At 68.6% G+C, this 14363-nt stretch carries 10 protein-coding genes and 1 pseudogene; 9 read left to right on the top strand and 2 right to left on the bottom strand.

Translation table 11 applies throughout. The features are described 5' to 3' along the window. Positions 1–138 precede the first annotated feature (138 nt). The gene (locus ACWFRJ_RS29875) at positions 139–750 is read left to right on the top strand and encodes a TetR/AcrR family transcriptional regulator (protein WP_453537563.1); all 612 of its coding nucleotides are present in this window, start codon (positions 139–141) and stop codon (positions 748–750) included. 23 nt (positions 751–773) lie between these two features. Here the strand turns inward: ACWFRJ_RS29875 and ACWFRJ_RS29870 are convergent, their stop codons facing one another. Next, the gene (locus ACWFRJ_RS29870; protein ID WP_453537560.1) at positions 774–1436 is read right to left on the bottom strand and encodes a M23 family metallopeptidase; all 663 of its coding nucleotides are present in this window, start codon (positions 1434–1436) and stop codon (positions 774–776) included. Between the two features lie 499 nt (positions 1437–1935). Here ACWFRJ_RS29870 and ACWFRJ_RS29865 point away from each other — a divergent pair, with 499 nt between their 5' ends. Both ACWFRJ_RS29865 and ACWFRJ_RS29860 read left to right on the top strand, forming a co-directional pair. After that, on the top strand, positions 1936–5133 hold the full coding sequence (locus ACWFRJ_RS29865; RefSeq protein WP_453537557.1) for an NACHT domain-containing protein: 3198 nt from the start codon (positions 1936–1938) through the stop codon (positions 5131–5133). 18 nt (positions 5134–5151) lie between these two features. Beyond that, complete coding sequence (locus ACWFRJ_RS29860) at positions 5152–8265, top strand: NACHT domain-containing protein (protein WP_453537554.1); 3114 nt, start codon at positions 5152–5154, stop codon at positions 8263–8265. Here ACWFRJ_RS29860 and ACWFRJ_RS29855 read toward each other — a convergent pair. Next, the gene (locus ACWFRJ_RS29855) at positions 8255–8674 is read right to left on the bottom strand and encodes an ATP-binding protein (RefSeq protein ID WP_453537551.1); all 420 of its coding nucleotides are present in this window, start codon (positions 8672–8674) and stop codon (positions 8255–8257) included. The genes ACWFRJ_RS29860 and ACWFRJ_RS29855 overlap by 11 nt on opposite strands. 364 nt (positions 8675–9038) lie before the next feature. On the opposite strand from ACWFRJ_RS29855, the pseudogene ACWFRJ_RS29850 reads away from it, so the two are divergent. The 6 genes and pseudogenes from ACWFRJ_RS29850 to ACWFRJ_RS29825 all read left to right on the top strand — a co-directional run. Then, a pseudogene (locus ACWFRJ_RS29850) lies at positions 9039–9188 on the top strand (helix-turn-helix domain-containing protein); the annotation flags it as partial. Positions 9189–9272: 84 nt separating this feature from the next. Further along, positions 9273–9941 carry a DUF5753 domain-containing protein gene (locus ACWFRJ_RS29845; RefSeq protein ID WP_453537677.1) on the top strand — a complete coding sequence of 223 codons (669 nt, stop codon included), beginning with the start codon at positions 9273–9275 and terminating at the stop codon, positions 9939–9941. Beyond that, positions 9938–10123 (top strand): DUF397 domain-containing protein, encoded by a 186-nt coding sequence (locus ACWFRJ_RS29840; RefSeq protein ID WP_453537548.1) that lies wholly within the window; start codon positions 9938–9940, stop codon positions 10121–10123. Before ACWFRJ_RS29845 ends, ACWFRJ_RS29840 begins: the two co-directional genes overlap by 4 nt. Positions 10124–10196: 73 nt before the next feature. Then, positions 10197–10964, top strand: a complete 768-nt coding sequence (locus ACWFRJ_RS29835) for a VOC family protein (protein WP_453537545.1) — start codon at positions 10197–10199, stop codon at positions 10962–10964. Between the two features lie 208 nt (positions 10965–11172). Beyond that, positions 11173–11625, top strand: coding sequence for a PPOX class F420-dependent oxidoreductase (locus ACWFRJ_RS29830; protein ID WP_453537542.1), 453 nt, complete (start codon positions 11173–11175; stop codon positions 11623–11625). Between the two features lie 170 nt (positions 11626–11795). Beyond that, the gene (locus ACWFRJ_RS29825) at positions 11796–14360 is read left to right on the top strand and encodes an NACHT domain-containing protein (protein ID WP_453537539.1); all 2565 of its coding nucleotides are present in this window, start codon (positions 11796–11798) and stop codon (positions 14358–14360) included. The last annotated feature ends 3 nt before the right edge of the window (positions 14361–14363 follow it).

Below are 14363 nucleotides of genomic sequence, written 5' to 3'. Positions count from 1 at the left end.
ACCCGACTGCCCTCTGCCACTTACTTGCCGACCGGCAAGCTGGCTACACTGAGGGAAACTAGACCCCTAACTAGCCGGGCGTCAAGTAAGTAAAATCGGGTCCAAGGATTCGAGTCGAGGGAGCCGAGGAGCACCAAGATGGTCACGGGCACAGGCGCGGGCACGGGTACGAACACGGTCAGCGGCAAGCAGCAGCGCCGCGGGGACACCCGCCAGCGCATCCAGGACGTGGCCCTCGAACTCTTCGCCGAGCAGGGCTACGAGAAGACGTCACTGCGCGAGATCGCGGAACACCTCGAAGTCACGAAGGCGGCGCTGTACTACCACTTCAAGACCAAGGAAGACATCCTCACCAGCATCTTCGAGGATCTGACAAGGCCCATCGACGAGCTGATGGAGTGGGGCAAGGACCAGCCGCGCACGCTGGAGACCAAGCGGACGATCCTGACCCGCTACAGCGAGATCCTGAAGGACGCGTCCCCGCTCTTCCGCTTCATGCAGGAGAACCAGGCGACGATGCGGGACCTGAAGACGGGCGAGACCTTCAAGGACCGCATGATCGGCCTCCTCGACATCCTCAGGGAGCCGGGCACGCCGATGACGACGCAGGTGCGCTGCTTCAGCGCGCTGTTCACGATGCACGGCGGGATGTTCGTGCTCAAGGACGTCGAAGGCGACCCCGAGGAGAAGCGCAAGGCCATCCTGGAGGTCGCCATCGAACTGGTGACAAGGGCGCACGAGGGCCCCTGAGCGGCTACCGGGTCAGAACTGGATCAGACGTTGACGCCGTTGGAGCGCAGGAACGCGACCGGGTCGACGGCCGAGCCGTAGTTCGGGGTCGTACGGATCTCGAAGTGCAGGTGCGGGCCGCTGGAGTTGCCGGTGTTGCCGGAGGCGGCGATGTGCTGACCGGCGCCGACGGTCTGGCCGACGCGCACGTCGATCTTCGACAGGTGCGCGTACTGCGAGAACGTGCCGTTGTCGTGCTTGATCACGATGGCGTTGCCGTACGCGGGACCGTCCCCGGCGCCGTTGCCGCCGGCCTTCACGACGGTGCCGTTGTGCACGGCCTCGACGGAGGTGCCGATCGACACCGCGAAGTCCTGGCCGGAGTGCTTGCTGGACCACATGTTGCCGCCGAGCCCGAAGGACGCGGAGAGCGTGTACTTGTCGACCGGGTCCTGCCAGGAGATGGCCTTCTTGGCGGCGGCCTGCTTGGCCTTGCCCGCGGCCTTGGCCTGCGCGTCGGCCTGAGCGGAGATCGAACCGGCGGAGACACCGGGCAGCGCGCCGCCCTTGGCGTTGTCAGCGGCGGCCGCGACTCCGGACCCGAGAACGGCCGAGGCGCCGAGCCCGACGGTGGCGACGGTGACGACGGCCGTCCGCGTGCGGAGCAGGGACAGACCGGACTGGTTGGACGTGGCGCGCTTCGACATGCGGATGGCCTCCGGGATGGGGAGCGTGTGGCATGCGGCGCATGCCGGGACATGGGGCACCCGGCACAGGCCGGGACATAAAGGGACCCGGCATACGCAGCTCTGCGTCCCGCCGGGTTGGCCATCCCTTGGTAACCCGCACCCCCGCACCCACCCAAACCCCCCATCTACTACCGAAAGCCGTAGCCACTCGCCCGACTTTCTACTCCTTGACACCCCCAAATCCAGACAATTCCCCCTTCAACTACTTGCCGGATTCACCCGCCGAAGTCAGGTTTAACCCCACTTCGGAGAAGCCCTCCGCGCCAGCACCGACCCTCACCAAGGCCCAGCCACCCCGCCGAGGCGAAGGTCCCGAAGCCCGCAGACCGAAGGTCCTTCCCGCCGCCCCGAACAGTCCCACTATTCCGCCTAGTACCGGACATAACGCCTGTGCGTCATGTCACCGGCCCCCGAGATCCACACCCTCCGGAATGTGACGGGCACTACGCTGCGGCGCATGGATCCCGCGGTCATAGGCACCCGGCTCGCCTCCAGCGTCGTAGCCCCTCTGATCAAGAAGCTGTTCGTACGGGAGGGACCGGGCGCGGGCCTGGTGGACAGGCCGGTGCGGCTGTCGGGGCTTGTGTCTTTCAAGGGAGAGAAGCGGACCCTCGACGAGAAGGACTTCCGCAAGCTGGCAGCCGAGCTGACGCGGCGCGCGGCCCAGGAGGTCCGCGAGCAGCCGACAGCGGACGGCATCGAGCTGGAGGCCCTCACCGACGCCCTGGAACGAACGCTGTACGCACTCGCGGACCTGGACCTCAGCGACGTCGAGGCGGTCCGCCTCGGTCAGGGACCGCTGGCAACCAAGCTCTTCGAGCAGGCGGGCGGCGACCGGTTCGTACGAGACCTCAACCAGGACACGGCGTCCCTCTACATCCAGCTCCTGGACAGCGCCTGCCTTCACATCCTGCACTTCCTCACGCAGCGCTCCACTTTCATCGCCCGCTCCCTGGTCGAGCAGAGCCGACAGCTGGACGACCTGATCGCCCGCACCGACGTCCTCATCCAGCGCCTCGCCTCCCAGTCCGCGCAGGACGCGGGTTTCGAGGAGCGCTACGGGTCGTACGTCGCGAAGAAACACAGCCGCCTCACGATCTACGGCGTCGACCTCGACGAGTGCCGCGACTGGCCCCTGGACACCGCCTATCTGAGCCTGCGGGCATCCCGGAGCGCGGATCACCTGCCCGCCCCCGAGGGCACTTACGCGGCGGGGAGCCCCGAGGGGATGCCGTCCCTGTCCGGCCCCTGGGCCTCCTCCCCCGTCGAGGGAGTGTTCGCCGGAACCGAGCGGCTCCTGCTGCGCGGGGCGGCCGGTTCCGGCAAGACCACACTCGTGCAGTGGCTCGCGGTCACCACCGCCCGCCAGGACCAGCTCACGGGCGACCTCGCCCACCTCATCGGACGCGTGCCGTACGTCCTCCCCCTGCGCACCCTCACACGCGGCGGCGCCTCCTTACCCACCCCCGGAGACTTCCTGAGCGCGGTCGGCAACCCGCTCGCCGGCGCCCAGCCCGTCGGCTGGACGGACCGCGTCCTGTCCGCAGGACGCGGACTCCTGCTGATCGACGGTATGGACGAGGTCCCGGACCAGGAACGCGAACGCACCCGGCGCTGGCTCTCCGACCTCCTGACCGCCTACCCCGGGAATCTGTGGCTCGTCACCTCGCGCCCATCGGCCGTACGCGAGGACTGGCTCGGCGCGGAGGACTTCACCGACCTCACGCTCTCCCGGATGAGCCGGGAGAACATCACGGTCTTCATCCGGCGCTGGCACGAAGCGGCCGGAGCCGACGCGACCATGGGCGAGACACTCCTGGACGCCGTACGCACCAAACAGGACCTCGGCCGACTCGCCACCAACCCCCTGATGTGCGCGCTCGTCTGCGCCCTGCACCGCGAACGCCGCGGCTTCCTCCCACGCGGCAGAAAGGCGCTGTACGACGCGGCACTCTCCATGCTCCTGGAACGCCGGGACCGCGAACGCGACATGGCTGTCGAACTGGACGAGGAGTCCCAGATCGAGCTCCTCCAGAAGCTCGCGTACTGGCTCATCCGCAACGGCCGCGCGGAGATGGACCACACGGACGCCGTGCACCAGCTGGAGCGGCTGCTGCCGTCCATGCCGTACGTGGCCGAGCAGGGCACGGCCGAGGACATCCTGCGCCACCTGCTCGTACGGTCGGGGCTACTGCGTGAACCGGGCCCGGGAGCCGTCGACTTCGTGCACCGCACCTTCCAGGACTACCTCGGCGCACGGGCGGCGGTGGAGGAGCGCGACTTCGACCTGCTGCTGCGGCACGCGCATCTCGACCAATGGGAGGACGTCGTACGCATGGCGATCGCCCACGCCCGCCCGGACGAGCGTGTGGGGCTGCTGCGGGGTGTCATGAAACGCGGGGACACCGAGCCCGAACACCGCGTACGGCTGCATCTGCTGGCCATGGCGTGCCTGGAGCATGCGGCCAAGCTGGACCCCGAGGTGCGGGGGGAGGTGGAGCGGCGGGCGGGGGAGCTGATTCCGCCTCGGAGCTATCCGGAAGCGAACGAGCTCGCCGAACTCGGGCCCATTGTGCTGGAGTTGCTGCCCGGGCCGGAAGGCGTATCGAACGACGTGGAGGCCGGTTACGTGGTCATCGCGGCGGGCCAGATCGGCGGGGACGCGGCGCTGCCTTGTCTGGTGAAGTACAGAAACCAGGAGAGCACGCCCGTCCGCGCCCAACTCGGCTCCTACTGGCACCGGTTCGACACGGAAACCTACGCGCGGGAGATCATCAGTCATCTGCGCCACAAGACCACCACGACGATCGTCGTCCATTCCACGGCCGAACTCTCCACGCTGACCCGCATGGGCGGTCACAGCCGCGTCGAGCTCACGGGCGACTTCACGGAGAGGCAGATCACGGAAGGCCTGGGTGACGCCCAGTTGGAGCAGCTCACCCTGACCGACAATGCCGTGATCGACAGCCTGGAGTTCGTCGGCCGGTTCAGGAACCTGAAGTTCCTCAGCCTGAGGTCGTGCCCCGCCATCGAATCCTTCGCACCGGCCGCAGGGCTCCCCCTGAACCATCTGGTGCTCTTTGAGCTTCCCCAGCTGGGAGACCTCAGACCCCTGCGGGAGTTCGATCAGCTCCAGATGGTCAGCGCGCGAGCGGAATCAGAGTGGCCGATCCTCGATCTGATACCGCACGACGCCCCGCTGGAATGCATCTTCCCGCCCAAGAACACCATCGGACTCACCGGTCTCAGGAACTTCAAGTCATCGCTGGGCCAGCTCGGCCTTGAGCTGGAGGCCCCGATCTCCGAAGAGGACTGGCGGGCGATCGCGGACCTGAACCACCTAACCTATCTGAGCCTGAGCCCGCAAGAGCTGGCCGACCTGGCGGACTCCGGAGTCCAACTGGACACGGTGAGCGAGGTATCGGTCATGACCCGCCGCACCGACTGCGACCTGCGGCACGCGGTTACGGCGTTCCCCGCGATGACCGGCCTGCACGTGTACGAGCCGCAGTCCCTGGACCTCACCCCGCTGCGTGCGCGCACCCGCCTGGAACGGGTGACGGTGACGCAGACACACGCCACAGTCGACGCCACCCAACTGCCCGCCTCCATAACTCTGACGGTCAATGGCCGCCCCGTTGCCCGGCCCTCGTGAGCCATTACGCTCACGCCCATGGATCCCCTGGCCACACGGCTCGCGTCGAGCGTCGTCACTCCGCTGGTCAAGCGGCTGTTCGTACGTGAGGGCCCCGGCGCGGCCCTGGTGGAGAAGCCCGTCCGCCTATCGGGGCTCGTCTCCTTCCGTGGCGAGAAGCGGAAACTGACCGACAAGGACCTGGCGAGGCTGGCGGCGGAGCTGGTGCGTCAGGCCGTACGGGCGTCCGGGGAGCGCGCGGTTCCCGCCGACGAGGAGCAGGCCGTCGTCGACGCCCTGGCCCGCACCCTGCACGCGCTTGGCGACCTCACCCTCACGGACGTCCAGGCGGTGGAGCTCGGGCACAGCGCGCTGGCCCTGCGCTTACGCCGGGCGAGCGGCAACCCGGACCGTCACCTGTCGGCGGACGCGACGTACTTCTACGACAGCCTGCTCGACACGACGTGCCTGCACATCCTGCACTTCTTCACGCAGCGGTCGGCCTTCGTGGCGAGGACTGCGGTGGAGCAGAGCCAGAAGCAGGCTGAACTGATCGCCAAGATGGACGAGTTGATATCCCGGAATCCGCTCCCCGGCGCGGAGGACGTGCCGTTCGAGCAGCGGTACCTCGCGTACGTCGCGAAGAAGCACGGGAAGCTGACGATCTTCGGGATCGATCTGGCGAATTCGCCGGGGCGGTGGCCGTTGGATGCGGCTTATATGTCGCTGGAGACGACGGCGGACTCCTCGCTGGTCTACATGTCGGCCAGGAGGATGACCTACGAGCTTTCCCAGGAAGGGGCTGAGCACGAGCAGTGGGTCAACCAGGTGGAGCAGACCGCCGCCCCCTACCCTGCCGACCAGGCCCTGGCCAGCCACGACCGCGTACTCCTGCGGGGCGAGGCGGGCTCCGGCAAGACGACCCTGGTGCAGTGGCTGGCGGTCAGCGCCGCGCGCACCGCCCCGGGCGACGACGACCGCATGACGTACCTCTACGACCGCATCCCCTACGTACTCCCCCTGCGCACCCTCACCCGCCACGGCGAGCGCCTCCCCGCCCCGGCGGACTTCCTCTCGGCGGTCGGCTCCCCACTGGCGGGTACGCAGCCCAAGGGCTGGGAATCCCGCGTACTGGCGGCCGGCCGCGCCCTGATCCTGGTGGACGGGATCGACGAGATCCCGGAGTCGGAGCGCTCGCGCACCAAGGAGTGGCTCGGCGACCTGATCGACGCGTACCCCGGCAACCGGTGGCTGGTGACGTCGCGCCCTTCGGCGGTGCGGGAGGACTGGCTGACCGCCGAGGATTTCACGGAGCTGACGCTCTCCCCGATGAGCCGGGCGGATGTAGCGGCGTTCATCAGCCGCTGGCACGGTGCCGCAGGTACCGGCGCGGCGGAGGAGGACGCCGAGCTCATCTCGTACGAGACGCAGCTCTTGGAAGCGGTCCGGTCCAAGCCCGATCTCGCGCGCCTGGCGACCAACCCCCTGATGTGCGGCCTCATTTGCGCCCTGCACCGCGACCGCCGAGGCTTCCTCCCTCTGGGGCGCAAGGATCTCTACTCTGCCGCTCTGTCGATGCTGCTGGTCCGGCGGGACCGCGAGCGCCACATGGATGTACCGGAGCTGCGCGAGGAACCGCAGCTCCAGCTCCTGCAGCGCCTCGCGTACTGGCTCATCCGCAACGGCCGTACGGCAATGGACCGTTCCCGCGCGGAGACGATCATCGCCGACGCGCTGCCGGCCGTCCCCGAACTCACGACCCTCGGCGACGCGAAGGCGGTCTACACCCACTTCCTGCACCGCAGCGGCCTCCTGCGGGAGCCGGGGCCCGACACGGTCGAGTTCATCCACCGCACCTTCCAGGACTTCCTGGGTGCGCGGGCAGCGGTGGACGAGGGCGACTTCGGAATGCTTGCCGGGCATGCGGCGGACGACCAATGGGAGGACATCATCCGGATGGCGGTGGCACACGCGCGGCCCCGTGAACGGACGGAGATCTTCCGCGAACTGCTCGCGTACGGGGACAGGCACGCGCAGAGACGTGACCGCAAGCGTGTCCAGTTGCTGGCTGCGGCCTGCCTGGAGCATGCGGCCGAATTGGCGCCCGCGATACGCGAAGAGGTGGAGTGGCGGACGGCTGAGCTCATCCCGCCCCGCAGCCCCTCGGACGCTCGCGCCCTCGCCAGGGTCGGGCCTGTCGTGCTCGACCTGATGCCGGGCCCGGACGCTCGCCTGTCCGACGAGGACGCCCGGAACATTGCCATCACCGCGACGCACATCGAGTCGGAAGCGGCAATCGCGTTCCTCAGCCGCTTCGCCGAACACCCCTCCTTGGACGTTCGCAGCCAGCTCATGTGGGGCTGGGACCGTTACGACTGCCGCACCTACGCGGAACGGGTCATCGCCCTCCTTGACGACGGCAGAACCCACTTCACCCTGCGCACCGATGAACAGGTCTCGGAACTGGAGAGGCTGGGGGTACGCCCCCGGCTCCTGGACATCCGGGACGCCGTCTCCCCTGCGGCCGCCTCCCGCCTGATCGCGGCCTGCGCGCCTACGTTCCTGTCGCTCGGGATCCCTCCCGAGCGGCTGTCGGCGGAAGCCATGCGTGCGCTGAGCGGGTTGGAGCAGCTTCGGCTCCGCCAGTACGCCGGGGGCCTCGGCCTGTTCCCTGCCGAAGCCCCGCTCCGGACCCTCGGCGTCTTCGACTCCGTCGGCACGCCGGCCGACCTGCCCACCATGGAGAGGTGGCAGGAGCTGGAGTGGGTCATCTTCGGCTATATGGACGCTCCCGTCCCACCCGCTGCCTGGAACTCCCTCACGCGCCTACCGCACCTGGTCCGGCTGGACGTGACGTCCAGCGACCTCGCCCAGGCACCGGCCGGGCTGACGTTGCCCGGTATGACGGAACTGTCCTTGCTGCACGAGGGCGACGACTGGACATCGACGACAGCCCACGTCACGCGTCTCTTTCCAAACATCACGCACTTGTCCGTGTACGGGCTCACGGCCCAAGAGACGGTGAGCGTCACTCCGCTGACGCGCCTCTCCACCCTGAAGCACCTGACGATCTCCACTGCCCAGGTGTCCGACCTCGCCACCCTCCCCTCGCGCATCGAGATACGCGACCCCCGCCCCGCCCTCACCGATTGAGCTGAAACCACACCCCTTTACCGCCCCCGGTCGGCATCACCCCGCAGACGTCCGACAGCGCGGTCACGAGAAAGAGCCCCCGCCCGCCTTCGTCCTCGGCGGGGGCCCTGCGGGGCGAGGGCAGCTGGGGGCTTCCGTCATACACGCCAACGCGTACGTGGGTCGCGGCAACGGCCGCCCTCAGGTGCACGTCACCTTTGGCGTGTTGATGGACGTTGGTCACCAGCTCCGACGTACAGAGCGCGGCGACGTCGGCGAGGTGGCCGAGCCCCAGCGTGACCAGGGCGCTGCGCACGAAGTCCCGGCAGATCTTCGGCGAACTGGCGTCGGCGGGGGCGAACAAGGTGTAGGTATGCGGGAGTTCGGGATCGGGCTCGCATGCGGAGTAGTCATGCACGGTTACGCCCATTGAGACGCCTCCAAGGCGCGCGTCGGGGGTTCACTGTGGGGGTTCGCTGGGGGGCTGTGACGGTGATTCGCCGATCCGCCTGCCCTGCTGATCGTCGCCCGGCCGCAGTGGCCTACTACCCCTCGCCAACAAGTCCCCGTCCGGCACGGCAACTTGGATCGGGCAGTGCGCTTCTGCGGTCAGGCAGGGTTGTGCTGCGTGCTGGGTGCTGCGTCGACAGCGAGGCTTCCACCATCAGCGTGTGAGCGCCGCCCTACTTAACGTAGCGATTGAGTCAGCAATCGTGCAACCTATTCCTCAAAGCAAGTGGACCAGCCACTCCTACGGGGGCACACTCTGATCAAACCTGCGGGGAGGCCAACGCGTGGCACTGAGAACGCTGATCACTGAACGGCAGCGCCGACTCGGCTCAGAGCTGCGTAAGTTGCGCATACTGGCGGGACTGTCTGTTGCTGAAGGGGGTCACCTGATCGACATGGGTGCACCCCACCTCAGTCACATCGAGGCGGCGCGAACCGCGATCCCGCCCCAGCGTCTCCAAGACTTGGCTCACGGCTATGGATGCAAGGATGAGCCCTACATCAGTGAGCTCATCCGCATGTCTCAGAGCAACGGAAAGGGCTGGTGGTCCGAGTACCGCAGGTCACGTCCGCAAGCATGGCTCGACCTCGCCGAACTCGAATCCACGGCCACGTCCATCCGAAGCCACGAGACTCTCCTCATCCCGGGCCTCCTTCAGTGCGCGTCGTACATCCGCGCGCTCGTCAGCACGGGCTTGCCCGAGGCCTCGCGTGAAGAGGTCGAGACGGCCGTGCGATACCGCTTGGCGCGCCAGCCCGTACTCGACGAACCTCACTCAACCGACTTCCACGCCGTCATCCATGAGGCAGCCCTGCACGTGGTGGTCGGCGATTCCCACGTCATGCGGGAGCAGCTGACTCACCTCGTGCGCGTGGCGGCACAGCCCAACGTGACGATTCAGATCCTGCCCTTCGACGCTGGCCCCGGAGCCTGGCGCAGCGCCCCCTTCCTCCAAGTCGAGCCCGCAGTTCCCCGCTTGGGAACGGTCATCCTGGAGCATCCAGGCTCCCGTGTCGTCCTCGACGACGAAGAGTCGCTGGCCCAGTACCGGGCTACCTTCGAAGAGCTGTGCCGCAGCGCCCTCCCGCCGGTCGTGTCGACCGAGCGCCCGGAAGCTCACGAGCACCGCGACTCGTGGGGTCTGATCCAGCACCTGCTCTACGCCCACCGAGGGAAGACACCATGACTGAACTCCACTGGCAGAAGTCATCTTTCAGCGAGGCCGCAGGCGCCAACTGCGTCTACGTCGCCGCGACCCACGCCACCGAGCCCCCCAAAACCATCCACCTCCGCGAGAGCGACGCACCGGAGACAGCCCTCACCACAACCCCCGCAGCCCTCGCCGCACTGATACGCACCCTCAAATAGGCCAGCCCCCGCCCTACTTGCCGCCTACCGTCAGCGCTCCCCTCCCCCGAAGGACACGAGGAGCGAACGAGCGATGAGCCACGTAACGACCGCCCAGCCCGACGGCACCCCCACCTGGATCGACCTCCGCCTGCCCGAGTTCGACCGTGCGCTGGAGTTCTACGGCGCCCTCTTCGGCTGGGAGTACGACGAGGTGCCCACGGAGAGGGCCGGGCAGCGCGCCGCGACATGCCTCCTGCACGGAAAGCCCGTCGCGGGGATCACGCAGGCCGGGGCCACCACAGGCTTCGGATGGAACATGTACTTCGCCACCGCCGACTGCGACGGCACAGCAAAACGCGTCACGGAGGCGGGCGGCACCCTGCTCAAGGGGCCCGGGGACATCACAGGCCAGGGCGCCCGCACGGCCATCGCCGAGGATTCCGTGGGCGCCCGCTTCGGCCTCTGGCAGGCCCGTACGCACATCGGCTGCGAAGTCGTGAACGAGCCGGGCTCCCTCGTCCGCAACGACCTGCTCACCCCGTCCCCAGGACAGGCCCGCGCGTTCTACACCTCAGTCTTCGGCTACACCCTGGACCTCAACGACGTCATGCCGGACGCGGACTTCACCTTCCTGCGCCGCCCCGACGGCCACGAGATCGGCGGAATCTTCGGCGCCCCGGCCGCCGACTCCGCGTCGACGTGGGCCACCACCTTCGAGGTCGCCGACACCGACGCGGTGGCCCGGCAAGCCACAGCACGCGGCGGCACATCCACCACCCCGCAGGACATCCCGTACGGCCGGATCGCCACCCTCAACGACCCCGCAGGCAACGAGTTCTCGGTCATCACGAGGCTCTGAACTGCACCGCGGCACGACCAGCGCGGATACGACCGCCCATTCGGGTGGGGACCGCACCTAGCCGGACCCAGTTGTGCAACAGGCTGTTGCACAATTGCCTCCCACATCTGGTCGGACCCCAATTGTCCAACAGCCTGTTGGACAACTGCCTCTCTCTGGCCCAGGGCACGTCGGAATACCCCGCGTCCGTAACCGAGTTGGGCCAGACATGACCACAGACGCAGACGCGCACGCAGACGCACCCTTCGACCCCCACGCCCTGCTCGCGCAGAGCACCCTCGGCGTGCTGGCGACGATCAAGTCCGACGGCCGACCGCAGCTCTCGCCCGTCATGCCGTCGTACGACCGCTCCGCCGGCGTCATCCGCGTATCGACGACGGCGAAGACCGCGAAGATCGCGAACCTGCGTCGCGACGCCCGCGCCACCCTTGAGGTGACAAGCCCGGACGGCCGCGCCTGGGCCACCGTCGAAGGCACCGCCACCCTCACCGGCCCCGGAACCGACCCGAAAGGACCCGAGGTCCAGGCCCTGGTGGACTACTACCGCGCCGCCGCAGGCGAGCACCCGAACTGGGACGAGTACCGCGCGGTCATGGTCGCCGACCGCAGGGTACTCATCACGATGACGGTCGACAACGTGTACGGCACTCGCATCGGTTGAGGGGATTGCAGAAAAGTCCCGCGACGCGCCGTGTGGGGGCGGGGTGTCGCGGGACTTTGTTGCAGGCGCCAAACCGGAACGAACCCATCACCCCGCCACCTGGGCCGAGTTGACCTACCCTTGACGCTCCACGACACGCGCAATCCCAGCCGCAGGGACCCCCTATGTCCATGGAGCCCGTTGTCCGCATCCCCTCGACGCTCGCAGCGCCCCTCGTACAGCGGCTCATCCGGCTGCCTCCCCCGTCGCCGCCCGACACGCCCGACCTGATCGCCGCCCTCGCCGCCTGGCGCGGCGCCGATGCCCCCGCGACGCCGGACGACGTGCGCCGCACGGCCGCCGATCTCGTCCATCTCGCCGCCGAGTCGCACACCGTCCCCGCGAACGAACTCGGCTCCGTGGTGGAAGTGTTGACGCGTACGTTGCTCGCCATCGGGGAGTTGGATCTCACTGACGTGGACGCCGTGCGCCTGGGGCCGCAGGACTACGCGCGGCGGCTGCGCGGTGCCGTGCAGGGCGCGGACCGGTCCCTCTCCCCCGGAGCCGCCGGGTTCCACGACGAGTTGCTCGTGGCTGTTTGTTTGCATGTTTTGTACCACTTCGTCCGGCGCTCCCCGCACATCCAGCGGCACATGGCCGAGCGGGCGAGCCGCATCCGCCAGCTCATCGACCTGAACGACGCGGAGGCCGCGGCCCGCCAGCCCGAACGGTCGCAGGAGGACAGGGACTTCGAGGCCGCGTACGCCGAAGAGGTCGTACGGCAGCACGGCTGGCTGACCATCGTCGGCGTGGACCTCGCCAACGCGCCCGACCGCTGGCCCCTCGAGGACACCTACCTCAGCCTGGAGGCCGAGGAGAGCAGCGGCAGCGGCGTTCCGGGCGAGCCGCAGACCGTGCTGCTCGCCGACCGGGCCCTTGAGGGGCACGAGAGGGTGCTGCTTCGCGGTGTCGCGGGCTCGGGCAAGACGACCCTCATCCAGTGGCTCGCGGTGGCGGCGGCGCGCGAGGGCGTCCGCGTGCCCTTCGTCCTGCCCGTACGCCGCTTCGCCCGCGAGGGCTTCCCCGCCCCTGACGACTTCCTGCACGCCGTCCGGCATCCGCTCGCCGACCAGGCGCCGGAAGGGTGGATCGTCCGTACGCTCCTCGCGGGACGCGCCATTCTCTTGGTCGACGGGATCGACGAGGCCCCGGAGGCGACCCGCGGCGAGCTGCGCAAGCAGCTGCGGCGGCTGCTTCGCATCTACTCCGGGAACGGGTGTCTGGTCACCTCCCGGCCCTCCGCCGTCGAGGACGGCTGGCTCGCCCAGGAGCGCCTTGCCGAGGAGGGCTTCAAGGAACTCTTCCTCGCGCCGATGTCACGCGACCAGGTCACGCACTTCATCCGTGACTGGCACGCGGCGGCGATGAGCGACGAGCAGTGCAAGGAGCAGGCGGAGCGCGACAAGCTGAAGGAGTACGAGCAGCGGCTCCTGCACTCCGTACGGATCTTCCGCGAGCTGCGCCAGCTCGCCACCAATCCCCTGATGTGCGGCCTGATCTGCGCCCTCAACCGCGACCGCTCGGGCTCACTGCCCAAAGGCCGCAAGGAGTTGTACGACGCCGCCCTGGAGATGCTCCTCCAGCGCCGTGACCCCGAGCGCGACGTTCTGTACGCCGATGATGTGCGGCTCCAGCAAGGGCCGCGGGAGCTGCTCCTGCGCAAGCTCGCCCACGCGATGCTGGAGGAGGGCGTCTCGGAGCTGCCGCGACAGCGTGTCGTCGCCATCCTGGACGGCGCCCTGCCCGCCATTCCCTCCGCGCGCGCCGAGGGCGACGGCGAGAAGATCTTCCGTCATCTGCTGCACCGCACGGGGCTGCTTCGTGAACAGGCGGGCTTGTCGGTGGACTTCATCCACCGCACCTTCCAGGACTATCTGGCCGCCAAGGAGATCGTGGCCCGCGGGCAGTTGCGCACCCTCGTCGAGCACGCGCACCAGGCCGAGTGGGAGGAGGTCATCCTCATGGCCGCCGCCCACGCACGGCCCGAGGAGTGCGCCGACTTCCTCGAGCGGCTCCTGGCCGCCGCCCCGAACCTGCGCCGCCCGCACATCAACCACCGGCGCCTGATGGCCGCGGCCTGCCTGGAGCACGTCACCGAGCTCGATCCGGCGGTGCAGCAGCTCGTGCAGGCCCGCACCAAGAACCTCGTACGCCCCACGACGGAACTGGCCGCCCGCAGCCTCGGCTGGGTCGGCCCCATCGTCCTGGAGCAGCTGCCGGACCCCGCGCAGGTGCCCAGCGACCAGGAGGCGCTCCTCCTGGCGATCACGGCGACCCACGTCGCGGACGACGCCGCCATCGACTACCTCGCCCGCCTGCGCCACCGCTCGGCCCTTTCCATCCGGGTCGAGCTGGTCCGCCCGTGGCGGCACTTCGACACGGAGCGGTACGCGCGCGAGATCATCGCCCATCTCGATCCGGTCGGCCTGTACTACCCCGTCGCCGACACCGCCGAGCTCGCCGCCCTTCGGCAGCTCGGCGGGCGGCCGTGGATCCAGGTCGTCGGCGTCATGCCCACCGAGGAGCTCCTCGACGGCCTGGAGCACGAGCAGCTCACCCATCTGTGGCTCACCGCCGAGCTGGCCGACACGGACGTCTCATGGCTCTCGCGCTTCCCGAACCTGAGCGTGCTGCGGGTGAACCCCCGCCTGCCCCGCGTGCGGAACGTACCGGAGGGGGTCACGATCACGTCGTAGTGC

It is taken from the genome of Streptomyces sp. NPDC055239 (assembly GCF_053606205.1).
The sequence above is the reverse complement of the archived record's forward strand: the minus strand, read 5'-3'. Positions and strand labels throughout refer to the sequence as shown.

Coding starts and splice junctions, on each gene's coding strand:
- ACWFRJ_RS29870 (WP_453537560.1), bottom strand. CDS start 1,436: ATGTCGAAGCGCGCCACGTCCAACCAGTCCGGTCTGTCCCTGCTCCGC.
- ACWFRJ_RS29830 (WP_453537542.1), top strand. CDS start 11,173: ATGACCACAGACGCAGACGCGCACGCAGACGCACCCTTCGACCCCCAC.
- ACWFRJ_RS29875 (WP_453537563.1), top strand. CDS start 139: ATGGTCACGGGCACAGGCGCGGGCACGGGTACGAACACGGTCAGCGGC.
- ACWFRJ_RS29855 (WP_453537551.1), bottom strand. CDS start 8,674: ATGGGCGTAACCGTGCATGACTACTCCGCATGCGAGCCCGATCCCGAA.
- ACWFRJ_RS29860 (WP_453537554.1), top strand. CDS start 5,152: ATGGATCCCCTGGCCACACGGCTCGCGTCGAGCGTCGTCACTCCGCTG.
- ACWFRJ_RS29840 (WP_453537548.1), top strand. CDS start 9,938: ATGACTGAACTCCACTGGCAGAAGTCATCTTTCAGCGAGGCCGCAGGC.
- ACWFRJ_RS29825 (WP_453537539.1), top strand. CDS start 11,796: ATGGAGCCCGTTGTCCGCATCCCCTCGACGCTCGCAGCGCCCCTCGTA.
- ACWFRJ_RS29835 (WP_453537545.1), top strand. CDS start 10,197: ATGAGCCACGTAACGACCGCCCAGCCCGACGGCACCCCCACCTGGATC.
- ACWFRJ_RS29845 (WP_453537677.1), top strand. CDS start 9,273: ATGTCTCAGAGCAACGGAAAGGGCTGGTGGTCCGAGTACCGCAGGTCA.
- ACWFRJ_RS29865 (WP_453537557.1), top strand. CDS start 1,936: ATGGATCCCGCGGTCATAGGCACCCGGCTCGCCTCCAGCGTCGTAGCC.